This window comes from Pseudoxanthomonas sp. LH2527 (assembly GCF_022539275.1).
Classification (GTDB): Bacteria; Pseudomonadota; Gammaproteobacteria; order Xanthomonadales; family Xanthomonadaceae; genus Pseudoxanthomonas_A.
On record NZ_JAKZBW010000009.1, the window covers coordinates 87,645 to 110,753 of the forward strand.

The 23,109-nt window shown below is 66.8% G+C and carries 21 protein-coding genes; 8 read left to right on the forward strand and 13 right to left on the reverse strand.

The genetic code is table 11. From position 1 onward, the window contains the following. Window positions 1–23 precede the first annotated feature (23 nt). Complete coding sequence (locus MMG85_RS07290; RefSeq protein ID WP_241045438.1) at window positions 24–470, forward strand: DUF4920 domain-containing protein; 447 nt, start codon at window positions 24–26, stop codon at window positions 468–470. Window positions 471–479: 9 nt separating this feature from the next. Here the strand turns inward: MMG85_RS07290 and MMG85_RS07295 are convergent, their stop codons facing one another. Further along, window positions 480–1,115, reverse strand: a complete 636-nt coding sequence (locus MMG85_RS07295; protein WP_241045439.1) for an NAD(P)H-binding protein — start codon at window positions 1,113–1,115, stop codon at window positions 480–482. A gap of 166 nt (window positions 1,116–1,281) precedes the next feature. Here MMG85_RS07295 and MMG85_RS07300 point away from each other — a divergent pair, with 166 nt between their 5' ends. The 6 genes from MMG85_RS07300 to MMG85_RS07325 all read left to right on the forward strand — a co-directional run bounded on the left by MMG85_RS07300 (window position 1,282) and on the right by MMG85_RS07325 (window position 4,371). Next, on the forward strand, window positions 1,282–1,677 hold the full coding sequence (locus MMG85_RS07300) for a hypothetical protein (RefSeq protein WP_241045440.1): 396 nt from the start codon (window positions 1,282–1,284) through the stop codon (window positions 1,675–1,677). 204 nt (window positions 1,678–1,881) lie between these two features. Further along, a complete protein-coding gene (locus tag MMG85_RS07305) occupies window positions 1,882–2,253 on the forward strand; it encodes an EF-hand domain-containing protein (protein WP_241045441.1) in 372 nt (123 codons plus the stop codon). A 123-nt stretch (window positions 2,254–2,376) separates the two neighbouring features. After that, window positions 2,377–2,682, forward strand: coding sequence for a hypothetical protein (locus tag MMG85_RS07310; protein ID WP_241045442.1), 306 nt, complete (start codon window positions 2,377–2,379; stop codon window positions 2,680–2,682). Between the two features lie 40 nt (window positions 2,683–2,722). Further along, window positions 2,723–3,013 carry a hypothetical protein gene (locus MMG85_RS07315; protein ID WP_241045443.1) on the forward strand — a complete coding sequence of 97 codons (291 nt, stop codon included), beginning with the start codon at window positions 2,723–2,725 and terminating at the stop codon, window positions 3,011–3,013. A 123-nt stretch (window positions 3,014–3,136) separates the two neighbouring features. Continuing rightward, window positions 3,137–3,859: an HAD family hydrolase gene (locus MMG85_RS07320; protein WP_241045444.1), complete on the forward strand. Its 723-nt coding sequence runs from the start codon at window positions 3,137–3,139 to the stop codon at window positions 3,857–3,859. 41 nt (window positions 3,860–3,900) lie between these two features. Beyond that, window positions 3,901–4,371: a hypothetical protein gene (locus tag MMG85_RS07325; protein WP_241045445.1), complete on the forward strand. Its 471-nt coding sequence runs from the start codon at window positions 3,901–3,903 to the stop codon at window positions 4,369–4,371. Between the two features lie 71 nt (window positions 4,372–4,442). Here MMG85_RS07325 and MMG85_RS07330 read toward each other — a convergent pair whose 3' ends face one another. From MMG85_RS07330 to MMG85_RS07375, 10 genes are all read right to left on the reverse strand, one after another. After that, complete coding sequence (locus MMG85_RS07330; RefSeq protein WP_241045446.1) at window positions 4,443–5,567, reverse strand: GDSL-type esterase/lipase family protein; 1,125 nt, start codon at window positions 5,565–5,567, stop codon at window positions 4,443–4,445. A 118-nt stretch (window positions 5,568–5,685) separates the two neighbouring features. Continuing rightward, window positions 5,686–6,444, reverse strand: coding sequence for a 2-dehydro-3-deoxy-D-gluconate 5-dehydrogenase KduD (kduD, locus tag MMG85_RS07335; RefSeq protein WP_241045447.1), 759 nt, complete (start codon window positions 6,442–6,444; stop codon window positions 5,686–5,688). A gap of 164 nt (window positions 6,445–6,608) precedes the next feature. Beyond that, entirely contained in the window at window positions 6,609–7,457 is an 849-nt protein-coding gene (kduI, locus tag MMG85_RS07340) for a 5-dehydro-4-deoxy-D-glucuronate isomerase (RefSeq protein WP_241045448.1), read from the reverse strand. Between the two features lie 214 nt (window positions 7,458–7,671). Further along, the gene (locus tag MMG85_RS07345) at window positions 7,672–8,727 is read right to left on the reverse strand and encodes a LacI family DNA-binding transcriptional regulator (protein WP_241045449.1); all 1,056 of its coding nucleotides are present in this window, start codon (window positions 8,725–8,727) and stop codon (window positions 7,672–7,674) included. Between the two features lie 50 nt (window positions 8,728–8,777). Continuing rightward, on the reverse strand, window positions 8,778–10,367 hold the full coding sequence (locus MMG85_RS07350; RefSeq protein ID WP_241045450.1) for a family 43 glycosylhydrolase: 1,590 nt from the start codon (window positions 10,365–10,367) through the stop codon (window positions 8,778–8,780). Window positions 10,368–10,377: 10 nt separating this feature from the next. Further along, window positions 10,378–11,520 (reverse strand): pectate lyase, encoded by a 1,143-nt coding sequence (gene pelA / locus MMG85_RS07355; RefSeq protein WP_241045451.1) that lies wholly within the window; start codon window positions 11,518–11,520, stop codon window positions 10,378–10,380. Further along, a complete protein-coding gene (locus MMG85_RS07360; RefSeq protein WP_241045452.1) occupies window positions 11,520–12,800 on the reverse strand; it encodes a TRAP transporter large permease in 1,281 nt (426 codons plus the stop codon). Before MMG85_RS07360 ends, pelA begins: the two co-directional genes overlap by 1 nt. 3 nt (window positions 12,801–12,803) lie before the next feature. After that, window positions 12,804–13,322, reverse strand: coding sequence for a TRAP transporter small permease (locus MMG85_RS07365; protein ID WP_241045453.1), 519 nt, complete (start codon window positions 13,320–13,322; stop codon window positions 12,804–12,806). A gap of 9 nt (window positions 13,323–13,331) precedes the next feature. Beyond that, window positions 13,332–14,327, reverse strand: a complete 996-nt coding sequence (locus MMG85_RS07370; RefSeq protein WP_241045454.1) for a TRAP transporter substrate-binding protein — start codon at window positions 14,325–14,327, stop codon at window positions 13,332–13,334. Beyond that, a complete protein-coding gene (locus MMG85_RS07375; RefSeq protein WP_241045455.1) occupies window positions 14,324–15,181 on the reverse strand; it encodes a 2-keto-4-pentenoate hydratase in 858 nt (285 codons plus the stop codon). The genes MMG85_RS07370 and MMG85_RS07375 overlap by 4 nt, the downstream gene beginning before the upstream one ends. Before the next feature lie 151 nt (window positions 15,182–15,332). Here MMG85_RS07375 and MMG85_RS07380 point away from each other — a divergent pair, with 151 nt between their 5' ends. Next, window positions 15,333–16,682 (forward strand): hypothetical protein, encoded by a 1,350-nt coding sequence (locus MMG85_RS07380; protein ID WP_241045456.1) that lies wholly within the window; start codon window positions 15,333–15,335, stop codon window positions 16,680–16,682. Window positions 16,683–16,914: 232 nt separating this feature from the next. Here MMG85_RS07380 and MMG85_RS07385 read toward each other — a convergent pair whose 3' ends face one another. Both MMG85_RS07385 and MMG85_RS07390 read right to left on the reverse strand, forming a co-directional pair. Next, window positions 16,915–19,830, reverse strand: a complete 2,916-nt coding sequence (locus tag MMG85_RS07385) for a TonB-dependent receptor (RefSeq protein WP_241045457.1) — start codon at window positions 19,828–19,830, stop codon at window positions 16,915–16,917. A gap of 302 nt (window positions 19,831–20,132) precedes the next feature. After that, window positions 20,133–22,952, reverse strand: a complete 2,820-nt coding sequence (locus tag MMG85_RS07390) for a TonB-dependent receptor (RefSeq protein ID WP_241045458.1) — start codon at window positions 22,950–22,952, stop codon at window positions 20,133–20,135. Between the last annotated feature and the right edge of the window lie 157 nt (window positions 22,953–23,109).

The window sequence follows — 23,109 nt, forward strand, 5'->3', positions numbered from 1 at the left end:
CCACACCGGAAGAGGACGGGCGCATGCGTCGTTGGGCGATCACGGGAATGCTGTTCTTCGCGGGCACGGCACTGGCATCGGATACGGCGCAGTGGGAGAAGTTCGGCGCCGACCTGCCCACCGGCCCCGTGGTGCCGCTGGCCAGCGCACTGGCCGATCCTGCCGCGCACGTGGGACAGGCCAGGGTGTTCAGCGGCCGCGTCGTCGACGTCTGCCAGAAGAAGGGCTGCTGGGTGATGCTGGAAGACGAGGGGCAGGGCGCCCGCGTGCTGCTCGGCGACCATGACTTCTACGTGCCCAAGGACGTGCGCGGCCAGGCCCAGGTGCATGGCGTGCTGTCGCGGGTCGAACTGTCGCCGGACGCGCAGCGGCATACCGCGCAGGAAACCTCCGGCGCCGCGGTGCCGGCCGTGGAGTACCGCATCGTCGCCGACGGCGTGCAGGTGCTGGCCGACGATCCCGGCGCCTGACCCGTACCCTCAGGCGAGCAGGCGCTCGGAAGCAATGACGTGCCTGCCCGGCGGTGCATCCAGCGCCGCCTGCAGCAGCGCATCGGCAACCCGTTCGGCGGGGACGATGCGGTAACGCCGCGGCAGCACCCCGTCCAGCGCACCCATCACGCGCAACGCAATCCGTTCGCCGCCGCGATGTTGCCTGCGCTCGCCGCCCAGCAGTCCCGGCCGCAGCAGCGTCAGCGACGCGAAACCTAGGGCGCCCAGCGCCTGTTCCACCTCGCCCTTGGTGCGCGAGTAGAAGAGGCGCGAATCCGCATCCGCCCCCATCGCCGACACCAGCACGAACGTCGTGGCGCCGTGTGCATGCGCCTGCCGTGCGATCGCCAGCGGATAGTCGTGATCCACCCGGCGGAAGGCGTCCTGCGAGCCGGCATCGCGGATCGTCGTGCCCAGTGCGCAGGCCACCGCGTCCACGCGCCACCAGTCGGCGTCGGCGGGCAGCGTGTCGAAGTCCACCACCGGATTCACCAGCTTCGGATGCGGTGCGAGCGGCCGGCGCGTGGGCGCGACGACCTGCTGCACGCGTGGGGAGGCGAGCGCGCGTTGCAAGGCGGCCTCGCCGACCAGGCCGGTGGCACCGACCAGCATCAGACGTGTCATGGGGTACGCCTCATCGGCGGGAAGACCCTGCCATCTTGCCAGTCCCGCCGCAGGGGCGCGCACGGCATCGGTTACCCTGCCACGACGGGCGCGGCCCGCTGACACGGGACTCCTGCATGCACCGCCTCGCCATTCCGGCTTCGACCCTTGCCATGGACACCGGTCGATGAACCTGCCGCTCCACTACGGTGTGCTCGGGGCGCTGGAAGCCGGGCTGATCGCGCTGCTGATCGGCCTGCTGTGTTTCCTGTTCTGGAATGCGCTGTGCGTGCGGATGCGCTGGTCGATGGGCCATGCGATCGGCTGGTCGTGCCTGTCCGCCGTGGTCATCGGTGCAGGCGTGGACATCTGGAACATGTTCTACCTGGGCATCGCGCGCCTGGAATCGCCGCTCTACGCGCGCATCGCCCTGCAGGGCATCCACGATCCCGACGGTCTGGGCTCGCGTGTCGTGCTGGAAATCGCCGGCGCGTTGACCGGCGTGGTGCTGGGTTGGCAATGGTTCAGCAAAAAAACCGATGACGCCGCGGCAGCGAAAAGCACCGAAAAAACGGATGCGTAACACCAAAACCTGCGCGACATCACGCATTGGACGCGGCGCAGACGCCGTGCTCACGGGCGCCTAACACCGGGCTAGCCGATGGCGGATTCGGCGTGGTTAAGCACGCGTGCACGTTCATGTCGCGCCGCAAATTTCGTTCAGAACGCCGGCGGCAAGGTGGGGCCGTGCGCAATCGGACGCACTCCCACAGAACGGAGCACTGACATGACGAACAACAACCGCAAGCCGCTGATCGCCCTGGTCGCCCTGAGCGCTGCGCTGGCCATGCCGCTGGCCTTCGCGCAGGAAAAGACCGATGACGGCATGCAGGAGCAGCAGACAGAGCAGAGCGCCGAACAGGCCACGGGCTCGGCCACCACGCCGACGCAGAGCACCGATGCCGGTGCCACCCAGGCCAAGCAGGGCTGGGCGGACGTCGACACCAACGCCGACGGCAACATCAGCAAGGACGAAGCCGCTGCCAACCCGGGCCTGAGCCAGGTGTTCGACCAGGCCGATGCCAACGCCGATGGTTCGCTGACCGCCGACGAGTACAAGGCGTTCGTGAGCAAGAACTACGGCGACCAGCAGAAGTAAGCATCGCTGCCAGACGGGATGACGCCGCGCATGCCGCGTGATGCGCCGCCGTCACCCACCGGAAGGGGCGGCCTTTCGTGCCGCCCCTTCCACTTCCCCACACCCATCCCACCGGAGGCATCCATGAGCACGACCCGGAAGACGCTGTCCTGGCGTGGCCTGAGCATCGCAGTGGCGTTCGCCATCGCGCCGCTGGCGCAGGCGCAGGATGCCGCCGAGCGGACTGAGCGGCCCGCCGCCGCTGCCGCGGCGCCCACGACCGCACCGCGCACGTTCGAGGAACTCGACCAGAACGCGGATGGCGCGATCAGCAAGGACGAGGCGGCGGTCGATCCGCCGCTGGCGCAGGTGTTCGGCACGCTGGACAAGGATGCCGATGGCCGCCTGAGCCCAGAAGAATACGCCGTGCATGTGCAGGGAACGCCCTGACGCACCGCCCTCTCCCACGAACGAACGCATGGAGGAACCCATGAAACCTTCCACCCACAGACTGACGATGGGCCTTGGCCTGGCGCTGTTGAGCGCGGGCCTGATGACGGCCTGCGGCCCGGAACCGGAAGACACCCCGCCGCCGAGCCCGCCCGAGCCGATGGAGACCACGCCGCCGACCGACAACATGACGCCGCCGGCCCCCACGCCGACGGATCCGACAGTACCGCCCACCGACTCGACGCTGCCGCCGCCGGCCAACCCGAACGCGCCGGAGACCACGCCGCCACCCGCGGATGGCACCACGCCACCGCCCAGCACGGGCGGTTGATAGTCGACACTGTCGGTACGCGTCGATCACCCCACGGCCGCCCTGAAGAGGGCGGCCGTCTTCGTGTACGAAGGCGTCGCTGCTATCCTTCGCGGCCTTCGAAGATGGGAAGGACGGTATCCGATGGCGCGCATCCGATGGGTCGGCTTCGACGGCGACGACACGCTCTGGAAGAGCGAGGATTACTACCGGCAGGCGGAAGCGGACTTCGAAGCGATCCTCGGCACCTATGTCGATCTCGCCGACGCGCGCACGCACCAGCACCTGCTGGAGGTCGAACGCCGCAACCTGAAGATCTTCGGCTACGGCGTGAAAGGCATGACGCTGTCGATGCTGGAAACCGCGATCCAGGTGACAGGCGAACGCATCAGCGCGCACGATCTGCATCGCGTGATCGAGATCGGGCGCGCCACGCTGCAGCATCCGGTCGACCTGCTGCCGGGCATCCGCGACGCCGTCGAGCGCATCGCCGCCGACCACGAGATCGTGCTGATCACCAAGGGTGACCTGTTCCACCAGGAAGCCAAGATCGCGCAGTCCGGCCTGGCCGACCTGTTCCACCGCATCGAGGTGGTGTCCGAGAAGGACCAGGCCACCTACGCGCGCGTGCTGCGCGAGCTGGAGGTGGCGCCCTTGGATTTCGCGATGGTCGGCAATTCGCTGCGCTCGGACATTGAGCCGGTGCTGGCACTGGGCGGCTGGGGCATCCACATGCCCTACCACGTCACTTGGGCGCTGGAGGCCGAGCATGGCGTCGCCGCCGATGCGCCGCGCCTGCATGTGGTGCAGAACGCCGGCGAACTGGTGGAGGCCGTGGCCAGGATCGAAGCGACGCCCGGCGCCTGAGCGTGCAGGCAGGCATGGCCATGCTGGGGCACAATGGCAGGGTGAAACGCGCGCTGCCGATGGCTGTCCTGCTGTGGTGCCTGGCCGGGGTGCCCGGCACGCCTGCGGCCGCGCAGGACGTCCCGGCTGCGGCCTATACGCCTGCCAGCGGCGATGCATCGGTGGACCGGCACCTGGCCGACATCAACGACTACGCAAGCCGTTATCCCGCCGCGTTCGCGGACGAAATGGCCCGCTACTACGCCGTGCCGCGCGCCTACGTGGAAGCCATGCAGCAGCAACCCGACTGGACCGCCGGCGACATCTACATGGCCTGCGCGCTGGCGCAGATCGTCGGGCAGCCCTGCCGTGCCGTCGTGCGCGAGTGGTCGCGCGACCACGAAGGCGGATGGAAAGCCGTCGCCGGCCGGCTGCAGGCCGAGCCGGGAAGCGCGCAGTACCGGCGCTTGCGCAGTGCGCTCGCGGCGACCTATCGACGCTGGGACCGACCGGCGCCTGTGGCGGAGAAGTGAGTAGAGAGGAGTGAGGGAGGAGTGAGGAGTGAGTAAAAGCAGGCTTCCGCTCACTCCTCACTCCTCTCCCCTCACTCCTGCTTCCTCCCGTACATGATCAGCAGCACCAGGTCGTCCTCGCCCTCCTGGCGGATGGCGTGGGTGCTGCCGGGTCGGGTCAGCATCGCGTCACCGGCGCGCACCTCGCGCGCGATGCCGTCCAGCTCGTAGATGCCGCGGCCACTGAGCACGTAGTAGATCTCGTCCTTGTGGTGCTGGTGCAGGCCGATGCCGGCACCGCGGTGAAGCACGCGCTTGCGGAACTCGAAGCCGAGCGCGGGGGCTTGCTTGAAGAACGGATACGCCGTGGTGCTGCCCGCGCCACCGTGCGGACCGGGTTGCTCGATGGCGATCTCGCGCTCGTGCACGATCAATGACGGATGCGCCTGTGCCTTGCGGTCTGACAGCGCCGTGCCGGGCGCGCCGCAGTCGGTGTCGCGCTTCACGTGCGCGGCGAGCGACGGATCGACCTGCTTCCAGCCCGCCACCACCAGGCAGGCCACCATCACTGCGCCGCGCTGCTGGAAGTGGGTGTCGTCCTGCTGGTCCTGTGCGGGCACGTGCATGAAGTACGCCTTGCTGGCGTCGTCGCCCGCAGCGCGCAGCCAGTCCATGCTGAGGGTGGTCAGGTCGACCAGGCCCACCTGTTCGCGCTGCGCCAGGTCGCGCACCGCCTGTGCGTACAGGCCATGCGTATCGAGGAGTTGCCCGCGGTCGAACTTGCGGCGCGCCACCGGCGTCACCAGGACCGGCGTGGCGCCCTTGCTGCGCGCCAGTTCGACATAGCGCATCAGCCACGCGGGGAACGCGCGCTGCGGCTCGTTGTAGCGGGTCGGGTCCTCGATCTTCTCGTCGTTGTGGCCGAACTGGATCAGCAGTACGTCGCCGGCACGCATCTCTTTCGCCATGCCGTCGAACCAGCCCTCGGCGACGAAGCTGCGTGAGCTTCGTCCACTCTGGGCATGGTTGCGGACCACGTAGGCGTCCTCGTCGAGGAACGACTGCAACTGCTGGCCCCAACCCTCGCGCGGTGCGCGCTCGGGGCCGTAGTGGCTGGCGGTGGAATCGCCGGCGATGAAGACCTGGCGCGGGGGTGCGGCGTGAGCGGACGCACAGCAGACCAAGAGCGACACCGTGGCAAGCCAGCGCAACATCATCAGTGGTCTCCTCGACCGGTCTCCTGTGGGAGCGACCTCAGTCGCGATGACGGATCGGGATACCCATTTCGCGACTGACGTCGCTCCCACAGCATCCCTTACCGAGGTGCGCTGCGCGTCAGCGCGCCAGCCAGCCACCATCGACCGGAATGACCGCGCCGTTGACGTAGTCCGACGCGCGCGAGGACAGGAACACCGAGGTGCCGCCCAGGTCCGAGGGCTCGCCCCAGCGGCCGGCCGGGATGCGGTCGAGGATGGCCTTGTTGCGGTCTTCGTCCGCGCGCAGCTGCGCGGTGTTGTCGGTGGCCATGTAGCCGGGCGCAATGGCATTGATGTTGATGCCCTTGGCGCCCCATTCGTTGGCCAGCAGGCGGGTGATGCCGGCGATGCCGCTCTTGGACGCCGTGTACGAGGGCACGCGGATGCCGCCCTGGAACGACAGCATCGAAGCGATGTTGATGATCTTGCCGCTGCCCTGCGCAATGAAGTGGCGGCCGGCGGCCTGCGACATGAAGAACGCGGACTTGATGTTGACGTTCATCACGTCGTCCCAGTCCTTCTCGCTGAAGTCCACGGCATCGGCACGACGTATCAGGCCGGCGTTGTTGACCAGGATGTCCAGTCCGCCCAGGCCCTCGACGGTTTCCTTCACCAGCCGCTCGACCGGATCGATGCTGATCAGGTTGGCTTCCAGATTGAGGAAGCGGCGACCGAGGGCGCGCACCTTTTCGCCGGTTTCCGCCGCCTCGACGATGCCGGCGGCGGCGATGTCGGCACCGGCTTCGGCCAGCGCCACGGCGATGCCCTGACCCAGGCCGGTGTTGGCGCCGGTGACCAGCGCGATCTTGCCTTCGAGACTGAACGGATTGCTTGCCATCGTGGATTCCCTCGGTGTGGTGCGCTTCTGGTGGAGCGCAGCGTGCTCCGCTGCGCTTGGTACATCGGCTTCGGATGGAGTAGAGCGGAGCTTGCTCCGCTGCTGTTGACGCTGTGTTCCGCTGATGCGTGGAGCCGAGCAAGCTCGGCTCTACGGCACGTCGGTTACTTGAGCTGGCAGATGTCCAGCACGTGCATGTCGGTGTAGTCCAGGTTCTCGCCACCCATCGCCCAGATGAAGGCGTAGTTGCTGGTGCCCGAGCCCATGTGGATCGACCACGGCGGCGACACCACGGCTTCGTCGTTCTGCACCACGATGTGGCGCTGCGCGTCCGGCTCGCCCATGAAGTGGTAGACGCGGTCGTTCTCGGCCAGGTCGAAGTAGAAATACACCTCGCTGCGGCGGTCGTGCAGGTGCGGCGGCATGGTGTTCCACACGCTGCCGGTCTTCAGCACGGTCAGGCCGAGCAGCAGCTGCGAGGACTGGCAGGTGGCCGGCACGATGAACTGGTAGATCGTGCGCTCGTTGCTGGTTTCCAGCGCACCGCGCTCCAGCGCCACGGCATCCTTGATCGACAGCTGCTTGGTCTCGAAGCGCGCATGCGCCGGCGTCGAGGTCAGATAGAACTTGGCCGGATTCGATGCGTCATCGGACTCGAACGCGACGTCGGTGCTGCCCATTGCCACGTACAGGCCGTCCTTCGGGCCGAGCGCATAGGTCGTGCCGTCCACCGTGACCTTGCCCGCGCCACCGCCCACGTTGATGACGCCCAGTTCGCGACGCTCCAGGAACGGCTTGCCGGCGGCCGAGGCCGGCTCGGTCTGGCGCGGCAGGTCGACCTTCTTCGACACCGGGGCCGCACCGCCGATCACGAACCGCTCGTTGTGCGAGTAGTTCATCTGCACCGTGTCCGCGACGAACAGGTTGCCGATCAGGTAACGGTCGCGCAGCTGGTCGTTGCTGGCGCCGTCCATCATGTCGGGGTGGGTGGCGTGGTAGGTCTTGCAGAACATGGGCGGGGCTCCGTGGATGCGGACGCCCGGGGAACGGGGCGTCGGGACAGGTCGTGGGGCGATTCTACGGCCTTTGGTAACCGGTGTCATTTTGCGGTGCGGCAGGAGACCGGGAATGGGGAATGGGGAATGGAAGCTGCGGGGACAGGTGCACCGTTTCGGCCCGATGGCTTGAAGGCGCTATTCCCTATTCCCGTCACCTATTCCCGGCCTTTCACTCCGGCGGCTGCGAGGAGTCGCGGATGATCAGGTGCGGGCGGATGCTGGCGGCGGCCAGCACCGGGGTGCCTTCGGGCTGGATCAGCATGGCAGCGGCGGTGCGGCCGGTGTCGCGGGTGTTGCGGCGGACCGAGGTCAGCGAGGGCCACAGGCGCGAGGCCAGCGGGCTGTCGTCGAAACCGACCACCGACAGCTGGCGCGGGATGTTGATGCCGGCGCGCATGGCGACCTTGTAGACGCCGGCGGCCATTTCGTCGTTGCCGGTGAAGATGGCGGTGGGGCGGTTCTTGCCGGACAGCAGCTTCTCGGCCGCGACCACGCCGGACTCGAAGGTGTAGCCGGCTTCGATGATGCGCGACTTGGGGATCTCCAGGCCGCGCTTGGCGAGCGCCTGCACGAAGCCGTCGGTGCGCTCGATCGACGACCGGTACGCCGCCGGACCGGTGATCAGCGCGATGTCGGTGTGGCCGAGCGACAGCAGGTATTCGGCCGCTTCCGCCGCGCCGTCGCGGTCGTGGGTGACCACCATCCGCGCGGGCGTGTCCATCGATACCGAGGCGATGCGCGAATAGCGGCAGCCGATCTCGGCCAGCATGTCGGCCAGCGCCTGGTCTTCCGAGGCGCGCGGCACCAGCATCACGCCGTGCAGCTTCTGCTGCTGCACGAAGCGGCGCACGCCGTCGATGTAGCCGGGGCTGCGGCTGTCGCAGGGATGCACGACCAGCTCGAAGCCCGAATCGCGCAACGCGTCCAGCGCGCCGTACTGCATGTTGACGATGTACTGCGCGGTCGGGTTGTCGTAGACCATGCCGATCAGGAACGAGCGGCGGAACGCCAGGCCGCGCGCCATCGGGTCGGGCACGTAACCGACTTCCCGCATCAAGGTCTCCACCTTCTCGCGGGTGTCCTTACGGACCAGGGGCGAGTGGTTGATGATGCGCGAGACGGTCTTCTTCGAGACGCCGGAAAGCCGCGCGATGTCGTTGATGGTCGCCGCCTTGCCACCGGTGGTCAGGGCAGCGGGGGTTTCGGGCTTCTTGCGCGCGGGCATGGGGCGGGGCGGGTCCGTTCGTCGGTCGTAAGGATTCTAGCGGCTGGGGGTCAATCCAGCGCGCGGTAGCGGAAATTACGGAAGTGGACCTTGCCCTGGCCGGCGGCGTACAGCGACGGTTTGAGGGCCAGGAAGCCGCCCGCCACGTTGTGGTGGTAGCCGGAGACTTCCATTTGAACCGGGTACTTGGTCCAGGCCTTGCCATCGGTGCTGGTGTGGATCGTGACGATGTGGCGGTCGTGCTTGACCCGCAGCCAGAGCTTGCCGCCCTTCGCGCTGGGGGCGAGTTTGCCTGGACGCTCCAGCCCGTAGCGGTGCATGACGAACTGCTCGCCGTTGCTGCCCACGCCGGCATACAGGCGATCGTTGTAGAACAGTACCGCGCCGCCCTGGGCGCCGGGCTCGACCTCCATTTCGACCTCGAACTGGTAGGCCAAGTCGCCCGCGATGATGCCCAGTGGCGAGCTGTCGCGGGGGGCGCTGCCCTTGCCCTGCAGCGTCATCACGTCGTCGCCGAACGTGAGTCGACGCGACTCGTCCGGTGCCGGATCGTAGAACGCCCATTGCGGGCCGAGCTTGCCGCTGCGGAAATCATCCGACAGCGCCATGCCGTGCGGCGAGAGCGCCTTGCCCGCCGGCTTGGGCAGCGGCTGGCTCAGGTCGCCGCCCTTGGCGACGAACCAGCCGTCGTCCGTCCATTCGATCGGATCGAGCAGCGCTTGCCGCCCGAGCGTCCAGAAGCCGTGTTCGTAGCCGTGGTAGATCATCCACCACTGGCCTGCGGCATCCTCGACCAGCGTGGCATGTCCGCGCGACCACCAGTACTGGTCGCGCGAGGTGGTGCGCACCACCGGATTGTTCGGCGCGTTCTGCCACGGGCCGTGGATCGAGCGCGAGCGCGCGACGATCACCATGTGCCCGGTCGGCGGACCGGCGGTGCCGCCGACCGCGGTGATCATGTAGTACCAGCCGTTGCGGAAGGTGATCTTCGGGCCTTCCTGCGCATAGCCTTCCACGTCCCACGATTCCGGATAGCGCCAGCCGTCGTAGACGTGCTTCACCTCGCCCACGGTGCTCAGGCCGTCGTCGGCGAGCTGCACGTAGTCGCCGGCGCTGAGGAACAGGTAGCGCTTGCCGTCTTCGCCTACCGCGTGGCCGGGATCGATATGGCCGGGCAGACCGATGTCGATGGGCTCGCTCCACGGACCGCGGATATCGTCGGCCCAGACCACGAAGTTGCTGCGACGGGGCGATTCCGTTCCGCCGACACGCGCGGGGAAGTAGATGTAGTAACGCCCCTGGTGCTTGACCAGGTCGGGCGCCCAGATCGAGCCGACGTTCCTGGTGATGGCATGGCCGACCGGCTGCCAGTTGATCAGGTCGCGCGAATGCCACACCGGCAGGCCGGGATAGGCGGTGAACGAGGACAGCGTGAGGTAGTAGTCGTCGCCGTCCTTCAGCACCGACGGATCGGGGCGGTCGCCGGCGAGCACGGGATTGAGGAAGGTGCCGTCGCCCAGGTCCGCCTGGCGCTGGTGTTCGATGCCGCGCTTCCATGCCGGCTCGCGCTGGCCGTCTTCCGCCAGCGCTGCCATGGGGGCGAACAGGCACAGGGCGATCATCCACGACTTCATTGCCATCAGGAATCCTCTACTTCGACGACGCGTGTTGCGATGTCCATTGCGGGTATTCGGTCGACAGCAGCCGCCTGGGCCAGCTGCCGTACCACTCGTAGCCGGTGCGGCGCTCGCGCGGAATATCCTCGTAACGCGCGACCCGCACGCTGTCCCGCGTCGCCAGCACCACGCTGTTGTCGTTCACGTCGTAGAAGCGCGCCCACAGGCCGCTGGCGGACGGGTCGGCGACCAGGCGACGGTCCTTGGCGCTGCGGTGGTACTGGAACTGTTCCGCCGGCGCGTCGAAGGTCTCGATGCGCCAGCCGGTGATCTCGACGCGACGCAGCCAGGCCACGGCACCGTCCACGGCCGCGACGACGGCGGGCGAGGGATCCGGGATCGACATCAGGTAGCGGACCACGCCGACGGTCTCCTGCCCCGCAATGGACGGCAGCTCGAACTTCCGTCCCTGGGCGGGCTGCAGGGTCCGCGCGTCGTACTGGCCCGCCCAGCCGGCCAGCGTGTCGCCCTGCCGCACCTGCAACCGCAGCAGGCAGGCGTCGCCGGCATCGATCGCCGCCTGCACGCGTGCACGCAAGGCGGTATCGACGAACGCATAGCGGCGCGCATCCGATACCACCTTGCGCAACGTGCCGAGTACGCCGGCCGTAACGTCGTCGGCGATGGTGATGTGCGGGTGGTACGGCTGCGTGGCCGGCACGGTATGTGGCCAGCCACCGCACGACGGGATCTGCTGGGCCAGCGTGAACGCGATGCCCTTCAGACTGCCGTCGCGATAGCGCGCATCGCCGGTGATCGCATACGCCGTGGCCAGGTAGTCCAGTTGCGTGTAGATGTTGCGGTTGTCGAAACTGCCGCCGGACTTGCGCGCCTCGGCATCGAAGCGCGCTTTCTCCGCCTCATCCAGGATGCGGGCAGGATCCTGGTTCTCGATCCAGCCACCGTCCAGACGCTGGTAGCGCAGGATGTTGTCGGCGATCTTCGCGACCTCGTCCGGGGCATGACGGGGGTATTGGTCGCCGTGCACGTTGCGCCAGTGGTGGATGGCGTCCTCGAAGCCGCCCAGCGAAGGCGTCTCCGCCAATGCCGGTACGCCCGCTGGTCCGGCCACCGCCAGCACGATGGCGCAGAGCAGGCGCGCGCGCAGCCGCTTCATTACTTGATCGCCTTCGGCAGCCAAAGCGAAAGTTCGGGGAACAGCGCCACGATCAGCAGCACCGCCAGCCCGGCCAGCCAGAACGGCCAGATCGTGCGCATGCTCTGGGCGATGGTGATCTTGCCGATGGCGGTGCCGATGAAGAGCACCGAGCCCACCGGCGGCGTCACCAGGCCGATGCCGCCGGTCAGCACCAGCACCAGCCCGAAGTGGATCGGGTCGATGCCGTAGGCCTTCGCCACCGGCAGGAAGATCGGCGTGCAGATCAGGATCATCGGCGCCAGGTCCATGAAGGTGCCCAGCACCAGCAGCACCAGGATGATCAGCAGCAGCACCGTGTACTTGCTGTGGGCGATCGACTGCAGCGCCTCGACGGCCGCCGCCGGCACCTGCAGGTAGGCCAGCAGCCAGCCGAACACCGCCGCCGTGGCGATCACGAACAGGATCACGCCGGTGGTGCGCGCCGCGTGGGTCACGGTGGCGAAGAACTCCTTCACCGATAACTGGCGGTACAGCACGCTGGTCACCAGCAGCGCATAGACCACCGCGATGGCCGCACTCTCCACCGCCGTGAAGATGCCGGCGCGGATGCCGAAGAAGATCAGGCCCACCAGGCCGAGGCCCGGCAGCGCCGCGACCAGTCGCAGCATCACCGCGCGCATGCCGGGGAACGGCTCGGTGCCGTAGCCGCGTTTGCAGGCCACCGCCCAGCCGGTGAACATCAGCACGACCGTCATCAGCAGCGCCGGCACGATGCCGGCCGCGAACAGGTCGGCGATGGACAGGCCGCCGCCGGCCGCGGCCGAGAACAGGATCAGGTTGTGCGAAGGCGGCACCAGCAGCGCCACCAGCGCGGCGGTGATGCTGACATTGACGGCGAAGTCGCGGTCATACCCCCGCTTGACCATCTGCGGGATCATCGTGCCGCCCACTGCCGAGACGTCGGCGATCGCCGAGCCCGACACGCCGCCGAAGAACAGCGACGACAGGATGCTCACCTGGCCCAGGCCACCGCGCAGGCGGCCGACCAGCGAGGCGGCCAGGCTGATCAGGCGCTCGGAGATGCCGCCGCGCAACATGATCTCGCCGGCGAAAACGAACAGCGGGATGGCGATCAGCGACGCCGAGCCGGTGCCCGAGGAGATCTGCTGCACCAGCACGATGCTGGGCAGGTCCAGGTAGAACAGCGTGGCCAGCGAGGCGGCCGCCAACGCGTAGGCGACCGGCACGCCGATCAGCAGCAGGATCGCGAAAATCGAGAACAGCAGGGTGATCGCCATGGCTCAGCGGGCCTCGTCGGTCAACGGCGCGCGCAGCACCAGGAGCAGTCGGTACAGCGCGAACACCACCATCAGCACGCCGCCCAGCGACAGCGGCAGGTAGCCGATGCTCTGCGGCATCGGCGCGCCGGCGATGCGGATGTCCAGGCCGTCGAACAGCAGCACCGCACCCCAGTACGCCATCACCGCGCCGATCGCCGCGATCACCAGCGGCGAGACGGCGTGCAGCAGTTTCTTCAGCTGCGGGCGCGCCGCGTCGGCCAGCAGGAAGAAGCCGAAGTGGCGGTTCGTATGCACGCCTGCCGCGGCCCCCAGGCTCATGGCGGTGGTCAGCAGCAGGACGGTGACCGGCTCGGTCCAACTGGGCGAGTCGTTGATGACGTAGCGGGCGATCACCTGCCAGCCCTGCACGACCACCAGCCCGAGCAGGGCGGCGACGGCAACAGCGATGGCGGCGTTGGACAGCAGGTCCATGCCGCGCTGCAGGGGCGTGGCGGGAGGCGGCGGGGTTGCTTCTGACATCGTCGGTCCTCAGGCCAGGTCGCGGATGCGGCGGTACAGGGCGTCGATCGCCGGGTCTTTGCGGTACTGGGACAGCAACGGCTGCGAGGCCTGTGCGAATGCCGCGAGGTCGGCGTCGTTGCGGGTCACGCCGGCGTCGAACACGGCATCGCGTGCTTTCGCCTCCGAGGCATCCCAGAGGGAGCGCATCACGCCCACCGACTGGCGCGCGGTGTCGACCAGCAGTTCGCGGTCGCGCGGTTGCAGCGCATCCAGCGTGCGCTGCGATACCAGCAGCACGTCCGGTGCGTAGGAGTGGTTGGTCTGCGACCAGTACTGCGCCGCCTCGAAATGACGGCTGGAATGGAAGCTGCGGATGTTGTTCTCGGCACCGTCGATCATGCGCGTCTCCAGCCCGGAGAACACTTCGCCCAGCGACAGCGGCGTGGGATTGGCGCCGAACAGCCGCAGCATCTGGATGAAGATGTCCGACACCGGCACGCGGATCTTCATGCCATGCAGGTCGGCGGGCTTCTCGATGGCGCGGCGTGCGTTGTAGAAGCAGCGCGCACCGGAGTCGTAGATCGCCAGGCCGACGAGACCGCGACGCGAGAAGCCGTCCAGCACCGCCTTGCCCACGCCTTCGTCCATCGCGCGGCGCATGTGCGGCACCGAATCGAACACGTAGGGCAGGCACAGCGCCTGGGTCAGCGGGAAGGCGTTGTTCAGCGCGCCGGCGTATACGCGGGTCATGTCGATGGCACCGAAGCGTGCCATGTCGATGGCTTCCGACTCGCGGCCCAGCTGGCCGGAGTGGTACTGGCGCAGCGTCACCCGTCCACCGGTCTCGCGCGCCATCGTCTCGCCGATCCAGCGCACGGCTTCGACGGTGGGATAGTCCTTCACGTGCACATCGGTCGCGGTCAGCACGTGCCGGCCATCGTCGGCGAAGGCCCGGCTGCCCGCCAGCGGAAGGGCGATCGCGGCCCCAAGGCCGGTGCCCAGGAAGCGACGACGATTCATCATGCGCGCCAGTCCCCTTCGTCCTTCGGCGTCGCGGCGGTCGCGACACAGGCAATGCTGCCATGGCCATCGAACTCGATCAGCGCCTGCTGGCCCGGCAGGATGTCGTGGATGCCCGTCGCGTTGCCGGTAGCAATCAGGTCGCCGGCCTTCAGCGGTCGCCCACGGCGCGCCGAGCGCGACAGCGCGAACGCGAACGCCGCGCGCAGGCCGCCGGGCAGGGTGGTGGCGCCGCCCCGGCCGACCTGGCGGCCGTCGATCGACGTGGTGCACGTCAGCGAGGCATCGCGGCGGTCTGCCCAGTCCGCGATCTCGGCGCCCATCACCAGGCCATTGTTGTTGCCGAAGTCCGAGACGACCACGCGCGGGCCCAGCTGGTTGATCGTCGCCAGCGGACTGCTGGCCACTTCCATGCCGATGAACAGCGTGGACGGCACGGCCGCGGCTTCCTCCGGTGTCCAGTCGTGCTTGTCGGCCGGGACGTTGGCGTCCAGGCGCAGGACGTACTCCGCTTCCACCGCACCGAAGCCGCCCGAGAACACCTCGAACGTGGACTGACCACCGGTAGTCATCTGCAGCTGGCGGGCGAAGATCGGGCCGAGCAGGCGCTCGTCCCCGGACACATCGCGCCGCTCGGGCGCGATGAAGCCGACCTTCCAGCCGACCACGCGGTCCGGCCAGTGCGCGATCGCCAGATCCTGCACGCGATAGGCGGTGACCAGGTCATCCGGGATGTCGCCGGGGAAGTCCGGCAAAGCACGGCCCTGTCGACGCGCAGCGACGAAACTGTCAGCCACGGCGGCCAATGCGGGGGCCGCGGCGCGTGCATCGGCGAGGGCGTTGTGGTCGTTACTCAAGTGGGTTCTCCCCGCTCCGTTTTGTTGCACTGCCGAGTGACAGTGCAGGCTGATGGCCTGTATATGGTAAACCGGTGTCATTGACAATGTGCACTGCCGCAAAACCCATCCCGATGCCACGATGCGTCGATCCACTCCTGGGAGGGAGCCAATGCTTCATATCCGTTTTCCCGCGCGGGTCCGCGGGCTTACCTGCGGCCTGGCCGCGCTGCTGATCGCATTCGCCGCTGCGCCGGTACTCGCCACCGATGCGCCGGCGCTCGCATTCCCCGGCGCGCAGGGCGCCGCGGCGCACACACCGGGCGGGCGCGGCGGCAAGATCGTCCGCGTCACCACGCTGGCGGCCGACGGGCCGGGTTCGTTCAAGGAAGCCGTGACTGCCAAGGGCCCGCGCATCGTGGTGTTCGAGGTAGGCGGCGTGATCGACCTCGGCATGAAGGAACTGCGCATCAGCGAACCGTTCCTGACCATCGCCGGTCAGACCGCACCGCACCCCGGCGTGACGATCATCAAGGGCGGCCTGACCATCGCCACGCATGACGTGGTGATCCGGCACCTCCGCATCCGGCCCGGCGACGGCGGCTTGCCGAAGCGCTCCGGCGACATCGACGCCATCACCACCGTGCGCGGCGCGCACGACGTGATCGTCGACCACTGTTCGCTGACTTGGGCCACCGACGAGAACCTCAGCGCCTCCAGCACGCGCTTCCACGGCGAGAACGAGGCCGAATGGATGGCCAACGCCTCGCGCCGGATCACCTACAGCAACAACATCGTCAGCGAAGGCCTGGCCGATTCGATCCATGCCAAGGGCGAGCACTCCAAGGGTTCGCTGATCCACGACCACGTCAACGAGGTGCTGATCGTCGGCAACCTGTATGCGCACAACTACGAGCGCAGCCCGCTGTTCAAGGGCGGCGCACGCGGCCAGGTGATCAACAACCTGATCTACAACCCCGGCCAGCGCGCCATCCACTACAACCTGATCGCCGAAGAATGGATGGGTCACCCCTACTCGAAGGGCGAGATGGTGGTGCGCGGCAACGTGATGCGCGCCGGCAAGTCGACCGAGCCGCTGGCGTTCCTGATGATCGGTGGCTCCGGCGACCTGGACGTGTATGCGCAGGACAACCTGATCGTCGACCGCGTTGGCAACACCAGCATCCAGGAAACCGGCAGCTACACCACCGCACCGGTGAAGCTCAACCGCGTGAAGAATGCGCCTGCCCTTCCGTTCGGCGTCAGCCTGCTGCCCGCCGCCAAGGTGCAGGATGCGGTGATCGAAAACGTGGGCGCCACGCCGTGGAACCGCGACCTGATCGACCGTCGCATCGTCGCCGACGTCATCGAGGGACGCGGCGAGATCATCGACAGCCAGGACCAGGTCGGCGGCTATCCGCAGTACAAGGAAGCCCGCAAGCCCTTCGTCGAAAGCGAATGGAACCTCGACGTGATGGAACCGACGTCGGGCATCTATCCGCGCGGCGAACCGCTTCGCTGAGCCCGCGCGGGCCGGCATCGCCGCCGGCCATGCACGGCACCGAAGGCCCGCTGCGAGGCGGGCCTTTCGTTTGTCCGGCTGGCTGGGCAATCGCAAAGGCATCAAGAGGGTGCGGTCTGGGTTGCGCGCCACTGGCGCATCCGTCGAACAGTATTGCCCGGATGCATGCAGCAGCTTCCGGGCCGGAGAGAGACGCGGCGGACGCGCCGGCAAGCGCGTCCGCCCGACACGGTCAGAAGTTGAACCGCGCGCCCACGTAGTACTGCCTGCCCGTGTGGTGATACACCGAAGCGCGGTCACCGGCCGAGTCGACGTACTGGTCGTTGAACTCGTCGGTCAGGTTGAGCCCCTCGAAGGTGAGGGTGAGGTGCTTGTCCCACTTGTACGACATCGAGAAATCGACGCTGCGCGCGCTGCGCTTGCCTTCCACATCGTTGTTGTTCTGCCCGGGCACGCGTTGCAGGTAATCGTCGCGGAACGACGTTGACACACGCGCGCTGAACTTGTTGTTGTCGTAGTACAGCGTCGCGTTGTACGAATCGGGCGACAGGTTGACCAGGTCGTTGGCGATGTACGTGACCGGGAACGTGCCCGGTACCGCGTAGTCGATGTCCGAGGTGACGTGCGTGTAGTTCAGCAGCACGCCGAAGTGGCGGAATCCGCCGGGCAGGAACGAGAACGGCTGCTGGTAGTTCAGCTCGAAGCCCTTCAGCGGGCCGCCGGGCGTGTTGATCGGCGTACGCACGTCGAACTGCACGTCCCAGAACGTCGACGGCACCCACTCCAGCGGCAGGCCGGTGTCGCGGTAGGCGATGTTCTCGCGCAGCTCCTGGATGTAGGTTTCGATGTCCTTGTAGAACAGCGCCAGCGACAGCACCGAGTCCTCGGCGAAGTACCATTCGGCACTGAAGTCGTAGGTCTTGGCGCGGAACGGATCCAGGTAGGGGTTGCCGACGCGGATGTTCGGCGTGCCCGTGGTGGTGACGCCGGCACCAGGCGACAGGTTGCCCAGTTGCGGGCGCGCCATCACCTTGGCGGCGCCGAAGCGCAGCACCAGTTCGTCGGTGACGTCCCAGGCCAGGTTCAGCGACGGCAACCAGTCCTTGTAGTCGTTGGTCACGGTGACCGGACTGCCGCCGCCGACCGACGTATAGCCGCTGGCGTCGATGTCGGTGGTGGCGTAACGCACGCCCACGTTGCCACGCAGCGGGCGTCCCACCAGGTCGGTATTGAAGTCCAGCTGCAGGTAGCCGCCCCAGTCCTCTTCGCCGATGCTGCGGTTGTTGCCGCGTGCATTGCCGTTGGTGATGCTGCTGAGCGTGAAGTCGCCGCCGGGCACGCCGGTGTTGCAGTTGCAGTAGATATCGAAGAGGTTCGCGATCGCGCCCAGATCCGGGATCAGCCACGTGCTCGGTCCGCGCCCATCGAGGCCGCGTCCGAAGCCTGTCACCAGGGTGGACAGGTCGGCCAGCGTGGTCCCGGCGGGCAGCGCCGGCACTGCCGTCTCGCTGGCGCGGCGGAACTCCCAGGTGTCCATCTGGAACTTCTTGTACGACAGGCCGCCACGCAACGTGAAGGTCTCGTTGATGGCGAAGTCCAGGTCGAGCTTGCCCGTATCGAAGGTGTTGTCCACGCCCTGGGGACGGATGCGGATCTCCGAGCCCGTGGTGTTGGCGGCGGGACTGCTGATCCAGCGCCACGCGGAGGCGCTGGTGACATCCAGATTGCCATAAGTGATCACGGGCAGACGGCTGTTGCCACGGTAGTCCCAGCTGTAGCCATCGAGGTTCTGGATATCGAACGTCACCGTGGTTTGCACGGGATTCTTGAACTCCGACGTCGAGGTGCCCACCATCGCATTGAGTTTGAGGCGATCGGTGAGGTCCTGCTCCAGGCTCAGGCTGTACTGGCTGAACTCCGTGGACAGTTCATCGAAACGAGATTCCGAACGGACGTCCACGTTGTCGAACACGCCGTAGACCAGGTTGCCGCGTCCATCCACCTCGGCCTGTCGCACGTGCGTCTCGTACTTGCCGCCCTGTGCGTTCGAGCGACTGAAGGAGATCGTTTCCAGGAAGTCCTCCTGGCGCGTCGCATCGAGCTTCGAATACATCGCGTCGAAGCTCAGCAGCGTGCGGTCGCTCGGCTTGAACTGCAGCGCCGCCGTGACGCCCAACCGCTCCTGCTGGTGGGTCAGGCGACCGTAGCGCGGCAGGCGCGGGTGGAAGGTGGTCGCTGCCGATGCCAGCCGGTACGCGTCGTTGTTCGCCTGGGTATTGGCCGGGCGCGGATTGCCAGTGGAACAGTTCAACGCGGTGGTGCCGCGGCCACTGTTGTTGGTGTTGTTCTGCGGGGTGTAGCCGACCGGGCTGCAGAACCCGTTGGACGACGGACCGTTGTCCCAGCGCACAGCGCTGTAGCCTTCCTCCAGCAGGTTTCGCTCGCTGTACGCCGCCGAGAGCAATGCGCCGAACTTGCCGTCTGCCCAGGTGTTGCTGACCAGGGCGGAAAAGCGGGGGTCCCACTGCTGCGACAGGTCGTTGTAACCCATCTGGCTGGTGACCGTACTGGTGAAGCCGTCGTAGTCGAACGGCCGCGCGCCGCGCAGGTCGACCGTCGCACCCAGCGAGCCTTCGTCCACCTGTGCAGACTGCGTCTTGCGCACCGTCAGCTTGCTGAAGAGTTCGGCGGCGAACACGTTGAAGTCGAAGCCGCGGCCCCGGTTGGCGCCACCGGAGCTGTCGGTGCCACCGGTGGTCGCCAGGGCTTCGAGTCCATTGATGCGCACGCGGGTGAAGTCCTGGCCCAGGCCCCGCACGGTGATCGAGCGGCCTTCGCCGGCATCGCGATCGATCGCCACGCCCGGGATACGTTGCAGGGCTTCGGCAAGGTTGAGGTCCGGGAACTTGCCGATGTCCTCGGCGACCACGGCGTCGATCTGCTCGGCGCTGTAGCGTTTTTCCTCGAGCGCTTTTTCCAGACTGGCGCGGAACGTGCCGACCACTTCGATGCGATCCAGTTCGGTGGTGGCGGGTGTGGCGGCAGGCGCCGCCTGCGACTGCGCGAAGACGGGCGCGTGCAGTGCGACGGCGATCGAGAATGCGAGTGCGGTAACCGGTGTCTTCCGGCGATTCGGATAGCGGTTCATGACATCCCCCTCCCAAGGGCGGCCAACGATTTTCGATATGCCGTCGTGTGCCGACGGCGTGGAATTCCCCGAACATTCCAGCGCGGCATCGACCTGATGACACCGCTGGTCAAAACGCTAACAGAGAGTGCGCTGCAACAACAAGCGGTTGATTTGGCTGGAGAAATGTCCCGGGACAGCCGTCTGTGGGAAACGGTCTTCCCGTTGGTGACGGACATTGCGCGCACAAAAAAAGCCCGGCCGGGAGAGGCGGCCGGGCTTCGGGTGCCCCTCCACAGGGGAGGGGCGGGACGGTCAACGCATCAGAACTTGTAGCGCAGGCCCAGCAGGTACTGGCGACCGGTCTCGCTGTAGTCCAGCGGCAGGGTGACGCTGGGGTTGGACACCCACGATTCCTGCGGCTCGTCGGTGAGGTTGATGCCTTCCAGGCTTAGCTCGAGCTTGTCGTTGATTTTCCAGCGCACCGAGGCATCGACCGTGGTGGTGCCGGTCTGGCCATGCACGCCATCCAGGTTGAAGCCCTGTTCCGCACCCGGGGCCTGTATGAGGTAGTTGTCGCGGTTGGTGGCCGAAACGCGGCCGGAGAAGCGCTCGCCTTCGTAGAACAGCGTGGCGTTCCAGGCAGTCTTGGACAGACCGAGCAGATCGGTCTTCAGCACGTTGGTGCCGGCGCTGTTGACGTACTGGATTTTCGAATCGACATAGGTGTAGTTCAACTGCACGCCGAAGTTCGCCCATTTGCCCGGCAGGAAGGTGAACGGCTGGACGTAGTTCGCCTCGAAGCCTGTCAGCTCGCCACCCGGCGTATTGAGCGGAATGGTGAAGGTGAAGTCATCGCTGACCGAAGCGCCCGTGCCTTCCAGCAGGCTGGCCGGAAGTCCACTGGACTCGTAGCTGCGGATCTCGCGTGTGGTCTGCACGAAGGTGTCGATGTCTTTGTAGAACAGGCCCAAGCCGAGCATCGCGCCTTCGTCGAAATACCACTCCAAGCCCAGGTCGACCGTCTTGGCTCGGATGGGGTCGAGGTTGGGATTGCCACCGGACACTGTGCGTGCGCCGCCGGCGACAGCGACGGTCACGCCAGGCGTCAGCGAGCCCAAGCCGGGGCGCGACATCACCTTGGCCGCGCCGAGGCGCAACAGCAGGTCGGGACTCAGTTCGGCCACCAGGTTCATCGAGGGCAGGGTGTCGCTGTACTCGCGTGTCACCGTCGCCGCGACCGGCGTACCACTGGTGGTGGCGATACCCGTGGAGGTCTGTTTAGTGCGTACATAGCGCACGCCGACGTTGCCCGACAGCGGGATCGGGCCGAGATCGGTGGAAAACTCGCCCATCAGGTAGACGCCGCGGTCCTCCTCTTCGACGCTACGCGTGTTGACGGCACGCTCGGTCACCGCGAAGGTCCCGGTGTTGCTGTAGATGTCGAACAGATCCGCCACGGCCTGGTAGTCGGGAACGATCCACGTGCCAGGAGATCCGCTCACGCTGCTGAGGCGGGCAAGCTCGGTGAGGTCAGCCGGCACGATTCGCGTTCCACCGGCGAAGTTCGGCACAGCCAGCTCAGAGCCGCGACGCAGCTCGCGGGTATCGAAGGAATAGTCCTTCGCCTGTATGCCGCCCTTCAGTCGGAGGCCGGGACTGACGTTCCAGTTGAAATCCAGCTGCGCATTGTCGAACTCATTGGTCACATACTGAGGACGAATGCGGATCTCGGCAAGCGTCCAGCCGTTGGGATCCTGCGGGTCGATACCATAGTTCAACACCGGCTTGTACCAGTCGCCGCGGTAATCGTAGCTGTAGTTGTCGACGTTGTACTTGTCCATGATGATCGTCGTCTGGATCGGATTCTCATGCTCCGACTTGGACGTGCCGATCTTGCCGCTGATCTTGAAGTTGTCGGTGAACTCGTGCTCACCCTCGAGGTTCAGTTGGGTGTATACCGTGTTCCATTCGTCGTGCCGGCTCTCCGAACGGATGTCCACGTCGTCGAACAGGCCATAGACCAGCGCGCCGTTCTGGATGACGCCATCACGTACGATTGTCTCGGGCTTGCCGCCACTGCCTGCGGCACGGCATGCATCTCCGGCGGGGCCGGTGGGGCATGCGCCGCGACTGAACGAGATCGCCTCGATGTACTTCTCGTCGCGTACCGCATCGATCTTCGAATACAGCGCGTCCAGCGCGAACTGGGTGCGGTCGCTGGGCTTGAACTGGAACGATGCCGTCACGCCTGTGCGCTTCTGGTCGTGTTCCATCAGCGTGTAACGCGGGAAGCGAGGATGGTAGACATCGGCGGCGCGTGCCGCCGCGAACGGCGAAGCTGCGTTGAAGCCGCCGTTGCTCGGCCCATTCGCCCAGCGACCACTGCCACTACCTTCTTCCAGCAGCTGGCGCTCGGAGTATGCAACCGACAGCAGGGCGCCGAACTTGCCATCGGCCCACGAGTTAGCGATCAATGCGGCGGCTCGTGGATCGGTCTGGCTGGCCATGTCGCTGTGGCTTAGCTGGCCACTAGCGACGAAGGTAAAGCCGTCGTAGTCGAACGGACGCGCCGTGCGCAGGTCGACGGTGGCGCCCAGTGAGCCTTCTTCGACATCCGCCTGCGCGGTCTTGCGCACGATCAGTTGCGAGAACAGGTCGGAGGCGAACACGTTGAAGTCGAAGCCGCGGCCGCGGTTGGAGCCGCCGTTCTGGTCGGTGGAGCCGACCGTGGTCAGCGCCTCCATGCCGTTGATGCGGACGCGGGTGAAGTCCGGGCCCAAGCCGCGCACGGAGATGTTGCGGCCTTCGCCGGCATCGCGGGTGATGACCACGCCGGGAATGCGCTGCAGCGATTCGGCCAGGTTGAGATCGGGGAACTTGCCGATGTCCTCGGCCACGATCGCATCGACCACGCCGGCTTCGCCGCGCTTGATGTCGAGAGCCTTCTCCACGCTGGCGCGGTAACCGGTGACGCTGACGGTGTCGAGCGTGTCGAGACTTTCCGCCGGTGCAGGCGGGGCGGGCTCGGCAGGCTGTGCCTCTTCCTGAGCGTGTGCGGCTGCACTCATCTGCAGCGCGAACGCGATCGAGACGGCAAGCAAGGTAACCGGTGTCTTCCGGTTGTGATGACTGACTGGCATGTTCTCCCCTCCTCAAGGGACCATGGCCGCGTACCGCGACTGTTTTGATGGCAAAAAAGCTTGTTTATTCCCTTCCGGATCTTGCCAGCTGGTAAAATGACACCGCTGGTCAAAAACAACGCTAACAGAGTGTGCGCTGCAACAACAACTGTCAGTC

Bases quoted from the DNA above. Each gene is read 5' to 3' on its own strand.
- MMG85_RS07290 (WP_241045438.1), top strand. From the start codon at position 24: ATGCGTCGTTGGGCGATCACGGGAATGCTGTTCTTCGCGGGCACGGCA.
- MMG85_RS07295 (WP_241045439.1), bottom strand. From the start codon at position 1,115: ATGACACGTCTGATGCTGGTCGGTGCCACCGGCCTGGTCGGCGAGGCC.
- MMG85_RS07300 (WP_241045440.1), top strand. From the start codon at position 1,282: ATGAACCTGCCGCTCCACTACGGTGTGCTCGGGGCGCTGGAAGCCGGG.
- MMG85_RS07305 (WP_241045441.1), top strand. From the start codon at position 1,882: ATGACGAACAACAACCGCAAGCCGCTGATCGCCCTGGTCGCCCTGAGC.
- MMG85_RS07310 (WP_241045442.1), top strand. From the start codon at position 2,377: ATGAGCACGACCCGGAAGACGCTGTCCTGGCGTGGCCTGAGCATCGCA.
- MMG85_RS07315 (WP_241045443.1), top strand. From the start codon at position 2,723: ATGAAACCTTCCACCCACAGACTGACGATGGGCCTTGGCCTGGCGCTG.
- MMG85_RS07320 (WP_241045444.1), top strand. From the start codon at position 3,137: ATGGCGCGCATCCGATGGGTCGGCTTCGACGGCGACGACACGCTCTGG.
- MMG85_RS07330 (WP_241045446.1), bottom strand. From the start codon at position 5,567: ATGATGTTGCGCTGGCTTGCCACGGTGTCGCTCTTGGTCTGCTGTGCG.
- kduD (WP_241045447.1), bottom strand. From the start codon at position 6,444: ATGGCAAGCAATCCGTTCAGTCTCGAAGGCAAGATCGCGCTGGTCACC.
- kduI (WP_241045448.1), bottom strand. From the start codon at position 7,457: ATGTTCTGCAAGACCTACCACGCCACCCACCCCGACATGATGGACGGC.
- MMG85_RS07345 (WP_241045449.1), bottom strand. From the start codon at position 8,727: ATGCCCGCGCGCAAGAAGCCCGAAACCCCCGCTGCCCTGACCACCGGT.
- MMG85_RS07350 (WP_241045450.1), bottom strand. From the start codon at position 10,367: ATGGCAATGAAGTCGTGGATGATCGCCCTGTGCCTGTTCGCCCCCATG.
- pelA (WP_241045451.1), bottom strand. From the start codon at position 11,520: ATGAAGCGGCTGCGCGCGCGCCTGCTCTGCGCCATCGTGCTGGCGGTG.
- MMG85_RS07360 (WP_241045452.1), bottom strand. From the start codon at position 12,800: ATGGCGATCACCCTGCTGTTCTCGATTTTCGCGATCCTGCTGCTGATC.
- MMG85_RS07365 (WP_241045453.1), bottom strand. From the start codon at position 13,322: ATGTCAGAAGCAACCCCGCCGCCTCCCGCCACGCCCCTGCAGCGCGGC.
- MMG85_RS07370 (WP_241045454.1), bottom strand. From the start codon at position 14,327: ATGATGAATCGTCGTCGCTTCCTGGGCACCGGCCTTGGGGCCGCGATC.
- MMG85_RS07380 (WP_241045456.1), top strand. From the start codon at position 15,333: ATGCTTCATATCCGTTTTCCCGCGCGGGTCCGCGGGCTTACCTGCGGC.
- MMG85_RS07385 (WP_241045457.1), bottom strand. From the start codon at position 19,830: ATGAACCGCTATCCGAATCGCCGGAAGACACCGGTTACCGCACTCGCA.
- MMG85_RS07390 (WP_241045458.1), bottom strand. From the start codon at position 22,952: ATGCCAGTCAGTCATCACAACCGGAAGACACCGGTTACCTTGCTTGCC.